11 protein-coding genes and 2 pseudogenes are annotated in these 6,703 nt (G+C 45.5%); 4 read left to right on the plus strand and 9 right to left on the minus strand.

Features of this window, described 5'->3' with window-relative positions:
• Positions 1-135: 135 nt before the first annotated feature.
• The 7 genes from BO26_RS24455 to BO26_RS22870 form a co-directional block, all read right to left on the minus strand.
• Entirely contained in the window at positions 136-369 is a 234-nt protein-coding gene (locus BO26_RS24455) for a reverse transcriptase domain-containing protein (protein ID WP_051691040.1), read from the minus strand.
• Positions 366-608 carry a reverse transcriptase domain-containing protein gene (locus tag BO26_RS24460; protein WP_072023301.1) on the minus strand — a complete coding sequence of 81 codons (243 nt, stop codon included), beginning with the start codon at positions 606-608 and terminating at the stop codon, positions 366-368. The genes BO26_RS24455 and BO26_RS24460 overlap by 4 nt, the downstream gene beginning before the upstream one ends.
• The gene (locus BO26_RS24975) at positions 598-843 is read right to left on the minus strand and encodes a reverse transcriptase family protein (protein ID WP_051691042.1); all 246 of its coding nucleotides are present in this window, start codon (positions 841-843) and stop codon (positions 598-600) included. The genes BO26_RS24460 and BO26_RS24975 overlap by 11 nt, the downstream gene beginning before the upstream one ends.
• A gap of 81 nt (positions 844-924) precedes the next feature.
• Positions 925-1,194, minus strand: a complete 270-nt coding sequence (locus BO26_RS21680; protein WP_051691043.1) for a hypothetical protein — start codon at positions 1,192-1,194, stop codon at positions 925-927.
• A gap of 104 nt (positions 1,195-1,298) precedes the next feature.
• Entirely contained in the window at positions 1,299-1,508 is a 210-nt protein-coding gene (locus tag BO26_RS24980) for a hypothetical protein (protein ID WP_477707049.1), read from the minus strand.
• Positions 1,509-1,604: 96 nt separating this feature from the next.
• A complete protein-coding gene (locus BO26_RS22865; RefSeq protein WP_036773841.1) occupies positions 1,605-1,799 on the minus strand; it encodes an integrase core domain-containing protein in 195 nt (64 codons plus the stop codon).
• A gap of 63 nt (positions 1,800-1,862) precedes the next feature.
• Positions 1,863-2,339 carry a DDE-type integrase/transposase/recombinase gene (locus BO26_RS22870; RefSeq protein ID WP_081861939.1) on the minus strand — a complete coding sequence of 159 codons (477 nt, stop codon included), beginning with the start codon at positions 2,337-2,339 and terminating at the stop codon, positions 1,863-1,865.
• A 195-nt stretch (positions 2,340-2,534) separates the two neighbouring features.
• Between BO26_RS22870 and BO26_RS22425 the strand changes: the two are divergent.
• Both BO26_RS22425 and BO26_RS22430 read left to right on the plus strand, forming a co-directional pair.
• A pseudogene (locus tag BO26_RS22425) lies at positions 2,535-2,735 on the plus strand (IS21 family transposase); the annotation flags it as partial.
• Positions 2,734-3,081, plus strand: a pseudogene (locus tag BO26_RS22430) (ATP-binding protein); the annotation flags it as partial. The pseudogenes BO26_RS22425 and BO26_RS22430, both read left to right, overlap by 2 nt.
• A gap of 202 nt (positions 3,082-3,283) precedes the next feature.
• On the opposite strand, the gene hdfR reads toward BO26_RS22430, so the two are convergent.
• Positions 3,284-4,120, minus strand: coding sequence for an HTH-type transcriptional regulator HdfR (gene hdfR, locus BO26_RS17820; RefSeq protein ID WP_036773833.1), 837 nt, complete (start codon positions 4,118-4,120; stop codon positions 3,284-3,286).
• 125 nt (positions 4,121-4,245) lie between these two features.
• Between hdfR and BO26_RS17825 the strand changes: the two genes are divergently transcribed.
• Entirely contained in the window at positions 4,246-4,584 is a 339-nt protein-coding gene (locus tag BO26_RS17825; RefSeq protein WP_036773836.1) for a MaoP family protein, read from the plus strand.
• Positions 4,585-4,632: 48 nt separating this feature from the next.
• Here the strand turns inward: BO26_RS17825 and BO26_RS17830 are convergent, their stop codons facing one another.
• The gene (locus BO26_RS17830) at positions 4,633-6,156 is read right to left on the minus strand and encodes a YifB family Mg chelatase-like AAA ATPase (protein ID WP_036773837.1); all 1,524 of its coding nucleotides are present in this window, start codon (positions 6,154-6,156) and stop codon (positions 4,633-4,635) included.
• A gap of 289 nt (positions 6,157-6,445) precedes the next feature.
• Between BO26_RS17830 and BO26_RS17835 the strand changes: the two genes are divergently transcribed.
• The coding region (locus tag BO26_RS17835) for a helix-turn-helix domain-containing protein (RefSeq protein ID WP_036773839.1) at positions 6,446-6,703 on the plus strand (258 nt) is incomplete at its 3' end.

Below are 6,703 nucleotides of genomic sequence, written 5' to 3' on the forward strand. Positions count from 1 at the left end.
CACTCGTTTCAGCCATCGTCCCGTTTCTTCCGGGCGGTTATGCAGCCGTTGCCGCAGCCCCTGTTTTATTCGCTTCAGTTGGGTTTGACGCCGTTTTCGTTGGGTTTTGCGCATCACCGCATCCTTGCCCGTGTGTCATCGTCCTATATAATGCGTAAATCCCAGAAAATCGAACGTCCCCGGCTTGCCCCTCTCCGGTCGCTCCTCATATTGCTTTAACGCAAAGCGGCCAAACCGTACCAGCCGGGTTTTCGCTGGGTGTACCTTCAGCCCAAACTGCATCAGACGTTGTTGTAGCAGGGATTGGCACAACCGAGCATCCTGATGTTTCTGGAAGCCCAGAACTGCATCATCGGCATATCGGATCACCACCACCCTCCCTGCACCTGCTTTCGCCAGGCGTTGAGCCAGAGATCAAAGCTGTAGTGCAGATAGATATTCGCCAGCAGTGGTGATATGACTGCACCTTGCGGCGTGCCACAATGCGACTTCTGGCGGTGTCCGTGTTCATCGACTATCCCCACCGTGACCCACTGCTTGATTAATCGCAACATCCGACCGTCCCTTATCCTGGGCTGAATAAACCGGATGAGCCAGTCATGCTCCACGGTATCGAAGAACCGGATCCAGCACCCAATTGACTTTCCTCTCCATCATTGCCACATTCAGCGCGTCCCGTGCATCGTGCTGCCCTCTGCCCGGTCTGAACCCATATGAGAAGCCGAGAAAATCGGTCTCGTAGATTTGATTTAAGACCGTGACGGCCGCTTGCTGCACGATTTTGGCCTCCAGACACAGTATACTCAATGGTCTTTCTGTCCCGTTTTCTTTCAGGATCTTCACCTGCCTTGCCGGCTGGGGTCTGTATTGGCCCCGATGAAGTCTGCCGTGGAGCGCATGGAGGTTATTTTGCAGACTTTCCGCCTAATTTTCCCATGTGATACCATCTCGGCCCGGGGCAGAACGACGCTTAAGCTGCTGAAAACTCGGACATAACAGTTCTTCACTGATGTGATGAAAAAGGTGAGTAAGCTGTTGTTTCCTATCCCTCTTTGCTGCTTTTCGCACAGCCAGCAAGCGTGACGTCGTATTTCCCCGGCTCTGTGTCTGGATACGGGTGCACTGTTGGCTGTTCCCCTTGGTCGGGAGCCTTCCCACCATCAATTCCGCCACATTGTTTTCTGTTTTGTTCACTGATTTCTCCGGTACTATACTCCCGTCCGACTTCCTGAACTCCCTAAGGCTTCTGCTTTGACACTTAGTCCTTATCGTCCCAACTGCTCACGATGGGAAACCGTTCAGGCTCTCCCAGGTTCCGCGCGATGAACTTCCTCACATGCACAGGGTCTCCGACCCCGGGAGGTCTGGTCAGGTTTCGCCAATACAACCTGTCCATTATAGGTTTCCGCCTCGCTTAACTGCGTCACCACCTCCGATTTACCGATTTCGTGGCTCAATACCTGGCCTGTGAGTGCCTTCGCTAACACTTCACGACAGGAGTTACCCACAGTCGCGCATAGCTAAAGGACCGGGCGAGTGGCTAGCTTTTACCCGGAAGGGACTTTCACCCTCTGTTCTATCACCAGCTGTAGTGGTCCACTAATTTAGGACACATTATTAGCCTTTTTCCAGAATTCCTCTTTCTCTGCCGGGGTAGCGCCATTATTAAAGCGGTGAGGACGGCACTGATTGTAATAACCCATCAGCCATTGGCCGATATCACACCTTGCCAACCCCTCATCCGGATAGCCCCCTTCCGGTATCCATTCACTCTTCAGACTTCTGAACAACCGTTCCATGGGGGCATTATCTCAACAGTTTCCGCGTCGGCTCATACTCTGTATGCCCCCTTCTCTCCATAATCACTGCCGGTAACGCTTACTGCTGTATTGACTTCCCTGATCGGAATGAAATACCACTCGCTTTTCCGGCCTGCGTATCTCCAGTGCATGACGCAATGCCCGACAAACCAGCTCTGCGTCTGCCGTTGATGACATTGCCCAACCGACGACACGACGTGAATACAAATCCATCACCACCGCCAGGTAACTCCCCCCTTTCCCCGTGCGGATATAGCTGATATCCCCGCACCAAAGGATGTTCGGTTCCCCAGGGATAAATTCACGTCTTACCCGGTTCGGTGACGCCACTGACTCCTCAGGGCAAATCCGATAACGATGTCCTCCCGGTTGGCGACTTATCAGACCGCACTCTTTCATCAGACGACGCACCTTCCAGCGACCTATCGGAATACCGGCTTTTCTCAATTGGTGCATTAACATGCAACTCCCCGCCGCCCCACGTGCGTATTTTCCTCCGCGGAGATCACCCAATAACATCCATCGAGATCGGGTAATAACATTTGACTGGATCGCTGAATAACATTCATGGAGATCACTTTTGACCCGTTTTGGTATTCGGTGATCTTCATGAATGTTATCGGAACTTCACAGGTGTGTTGAACTGTATCCTTTTCCATTTCCATTCCGGTGAAGAATACCCATGCCAACAGCTCCAATCTCTATGAGAAAACTTACTGTGGCCCAACCGTTGACATCACCCATCCCGATACCGGAGAAATAAGAACAGCCTAGCTCTTCGTCGCCGTTCTCGGCGCTTGAAGTTACACATGGGTAGAAGCGACCGGGTCTCAGCAACCCGAAGACTGGGTTATGAGTCATGTTCGCTGTTTCCAGTGGCTTGGGGGTGTTCCTGAACTTGTTGTTCCGGACAATGAAAGCGTTAATGGAGCTGTGCTACCAGGGACATGCGGACGGAAGATACAGCAAATTACTCACAAAGCTGAATCACAGCGAGCTGTTGCTTCTAGATGACTGGGGTCTGAAGCCACTGTCATCAGAGCAACGCAGAGATCTGCTGGAAATAGTGGATCTGATGTACCAGCGAGGGGCAATCATCGTCGTAAGCTAGTTACCGGTGGATAGCTGGTACAAAATGATAGGCGACTCAACCCATGCGGATACCATCCTGGATCGTCTGGTTCATGGCAGTATCAAGATAGAACTCAAAGGAGAATCAATGCGAAAAATGCAAACATCATTGACCAATGGAGATCAGTGAAGTTACTTTAAAAAGGGTTCTGTGAAAGTGACATGAACCGATCTCCATCAAAGTTACTCAGTGATCTCCATCGTGGTAATACGCAAGGGTATAGTTGTCTTGTCATAATGACTTTATTTTTGTTGATTGATTTGAAAACAAGATGGACAAATACATATTTGCTCATTGAATGAAAGTGGATTTATTTCGCATAAAATGTTCCTTAACCTCTTATTGAGGTATTTATAACAGGTATTTCTAATAGCTGCTGGATGAGGGTTTGTTGATCATTTTTTTGTAACCATATGGCGTATAATGGGCGTTCAATCAATTCAGTATTTGGGTAAGAAACAAGTTCTGAATATTCATTCTGCCAGTGTATTGGTAAAAAGGCGGTTCCTCTTACACTATTAAGTAGTTGACGGGTTATATGTGCTGAAGTGGTTGTGATGATGGGTAACTGCTCACTTTTCAAAATCTGTTGCTCCTGATGATGGAAATCAGCTCCCCATTCTAGCTTGATGTAATTCTTGACTTGGTATTTCAGATTTTCTTTTGTCGTTAATAATTTCAGATAAATATTCCCTAACAGCAGGCTCTGAAACTCATCCATTTTAGGTGGCTCTGTTGTTATTAGTAGATCTAGTTCACGTGAATGAAGTTGTTTTATAAGGGATTGCCGTGTAGAAACCCGAGATTCCAATCTTAATTCCTGATGTTTTTTATAGAAATCCTGTAGCCAAGGTGTTAGATAAGCTTCCCATAGTGATGCGGTAGCGCCAATTGTTAATTCAATATGCTGAGATGCATGTGTTATCTCTTTTTTAGCCAACTGCCAGGTATTCATCAGTGATTCAGCATAGGGAACAAGGCGTTCACCAGCTGCTGTAAGACGGATGTTATTGCGATGACGAGTGAAAAGATTAACACCTAATTGGTTCTCTAATTGGCGTATGCGAAAGCTGACTGCTGATTGTGTTAAGTACAGTGATTCGGCTGCTCGACCAAAGTGACGAGTTTTACTGACCTCCAGAAAGGTTTTCAGTAATTCAGTATCCACATATGTCTCCAATAATTTTTATCGTTAAGATTTAAATTTTTTGTTTTACAGAACGCCAGGCCTATCTAATACTCCGCGCCATAATTGGCATGATAGTAACAGTACTAGAATTAGGAGTGTGTCAGATGGCTGAAAGCTTCATCACGACTAATCGTTTTTTTGATAACAAACATTATCCTCGCGGGTTCTCCCGTCATGGCGATTTCACCATTAAAGAGGCGCAATTACTAGAGCGCCATGGTTATGCGTTTAATGAGTTAGATCTCGGTAAACGCGAGCCTCAAACAGAAATAGAGAAACTGTTTGTTGCTGTTTGCCGGGGTGAGCGTCAGCCTGTAACAATGGAAGAAAAAGTCTGGACTAAGTATCTTGCAAGGATTAGTCGTCCAAAGCGTTTTCATACTCTTTCCGGAGGTAAACCTCAGGTTGATTCCTCTGATGACTATGCCGACACTGATGATTAATATCATCACAAGTTATGAGTATAAGGGGCTTTGCCCCCTTTTTTACTTTTAACCTGATTGCTTTTGTAATTGTATTAATAATCTGTCCATACTACGGTAGCTTAAGGCTTCCATGATATGCGTCTTTTCTATCTCTTTTTTTTCTTCTAAGTCGGCCAGTGTCCGGGATGTTTTTAGAATTCGGTGCCATGCTCGGATTGAAAGCCCTAACTTTATAAGTGTTTCCTCCAGAAATACTGCATCGTTGGGTTTGAGTTTGCAAAATGATTCTGTTTCTTTACTGTTCAGATGAGCATTAATTTTTCCACAGCGTTGCAGTTGTATTTCTCGTGCTGTCATAACTCTTAATTTTATATCTTTACTATTTTCGCCCGATCTAATTGGGCTACTTAGTGTGCCAATGGGTAACAAGGGAACTTCAATTGAGAGATCAAAACGATCTAAAAAAGGTCCGGATAGTTTTGCCAAGTATCGAAGGATTTGCTGAGGATTACTCCGATTATGAATTCCTTGATGGTAGCCTGTAGGGCTGGGATTCATTGCTGCTATCAATTGAACTTGTGCAGGAAAACAAACTTTTGCTCTGGCCCGGGATATGATTATTTCCCCTGATTCCAATGGCTCCCGGAGGGCATCAAGGACTCTACGTTCAAATTCAGGTAGTTCATCCAGAAATAGTACTCCATTGTGAGCAAGCGAGATTTCACCGGGTTTAGGAAGCCCACCTCCGCCAACCAGTGCTGCCATTGACGAGCTGTGATGAGGCGCTCTGAATGGACGTGTATGCCATTGTTCAGGTGAAAGGTAGGTGTCCATTAGGCTATTGATAGCGGCAACCTCAAGGGCTTCTTTGTTTGTTAATGGCGGCAATAAGCTACATAGGCGGCTTGCCAACATTGTTTTTCCTGTCCCTGGTGGGCCAAGTAGTAAAAGATTATGTCCGCCTGCTGCTGCGACTTCTAGTGCGCGTTTTGCTTGTTCTTGACCAATAATATCCTGTAGATCTGGTTGTGATTGTTCTGTTGAGAATTCGTGTTTGACCGGTGCTGTCAGTAGTTGTTTTTCTCCATGAAGAAAGTGGCAGATATGTAAGAGGTGTTCTGCCAATAAGGTTTCATTCTGAGATAATATGGCCAGCTCAGTCTCGTTTTCTATCGATAGAATAAGTTGCCTTCCTGCCTCTCTTGAGCTGAGTGCTGCTGGAATTGCGCCAGTTACTTTCCGTAAGCTTCCTGATAGAGCGAGTTCACCAAGAAATTCGTAATGATTCAGTTTATCGGTAGGTATTTGTTCTGAAGCGGCCAGAATAGCGATAGCAATTGGCAAATCATAACGACCACCTTCTTTGGGCAGGTCTGCTGGTGCAAGATTGATTGTGATTCTTTTGGGTGGATAAGTAAATCCGCTGTTGATCAACGCGCTTCTAACACGATCTCTGGCTTCTTTGACAGTTGTTTCAGGCAAGCCGACCAGAGTTAATCCAGGTAAACCATTACTAATATGCGCTTCAACAGTAACAATGGGTGCCTGAATACCAATAGTCGCTCTGGTATAAATAACAGCGAGGGCCATCCTATTCTCCTTAAATAATAAAGCGTATATGATGGCTTGAAATTAGGTAATAAATAGTGCTCTGTTATTTTTTTGCGAGATGGTTCTAAGAAATATTTTGCGAAGTGGTTCTAAAGTTCTTTTGTATAAAATCATTTGCAAGTGTTTTTCTATAGTTTGTTGATTTTAATTGATTTGTAGTGCTAATCATTATATTTGTTGTTTTTATATTATTATTGTGAGATTTATTTATACCCGTAATCATTGAAGATGCTTGATTTTATCCGAAATGGAGATCATTATCCTCGCTATGAAAATATTTATTACATCAGAACAAAAAATCAAACTTGAACGTCTTCACGACACCACTCGCGATGGTCAAGTACGAGACAGAATAAAAGCCATCCTTCTGGCTTCTGAAGGGTGGAGTTCTGTGATGATCGCCCAGGCATTGCGACTCCATCAGACCACCGTTGACCGCCATATCAGTGATTACCTCAATCAAGGTAAACTGAAATCGGATAATGGGGGGTCTGACAGTTTGCTTTCCCGAGAACAAACTGATTTT

It is taken from the genome of Photorhabdus australis DSM 17609 (assembly GCF_000711895.1).
Classification (GTDB): Bacteria; Pseudomonadota; Gammaproteobacteria; order Enterobacterales; family Enterobacteriaceae; genus Photorhabdus; species Photorhabdus australis.

Excerpts from the sequence above, each read along its gene's own strand:
- BO26_RS17830 (WP_036773837.1), bottom strand. The coding sequence starts at position 6,156 with ATGGCCCTCGCTGTTATTTATACCAGAGCGACTATTGGTATTCAGGCA.
- BO26_RS22865 (WP_036773841.1), bottom strand. The coding sequence starts at position 1,799 with ATGGAACGGTTGTTCAGAAGTCTGAAGAGTGAATGGATACCGGAAGGG.
- BO26_RS22870 (WP_081861939.1), bottom strand. The coding sequence starts at position 2,339 with ATGTTATTGGGTGATCTCCGCGGAGGAAAATACGCACGTGGGGCGGCG.
- BO26_RS17825 (WP_036773836.1), top strand. The coding sequence starts at position 4,246 with ATGGCTGAAAGCTTCATCACGACTAATCGTTTTTTTGATAACAAACAT.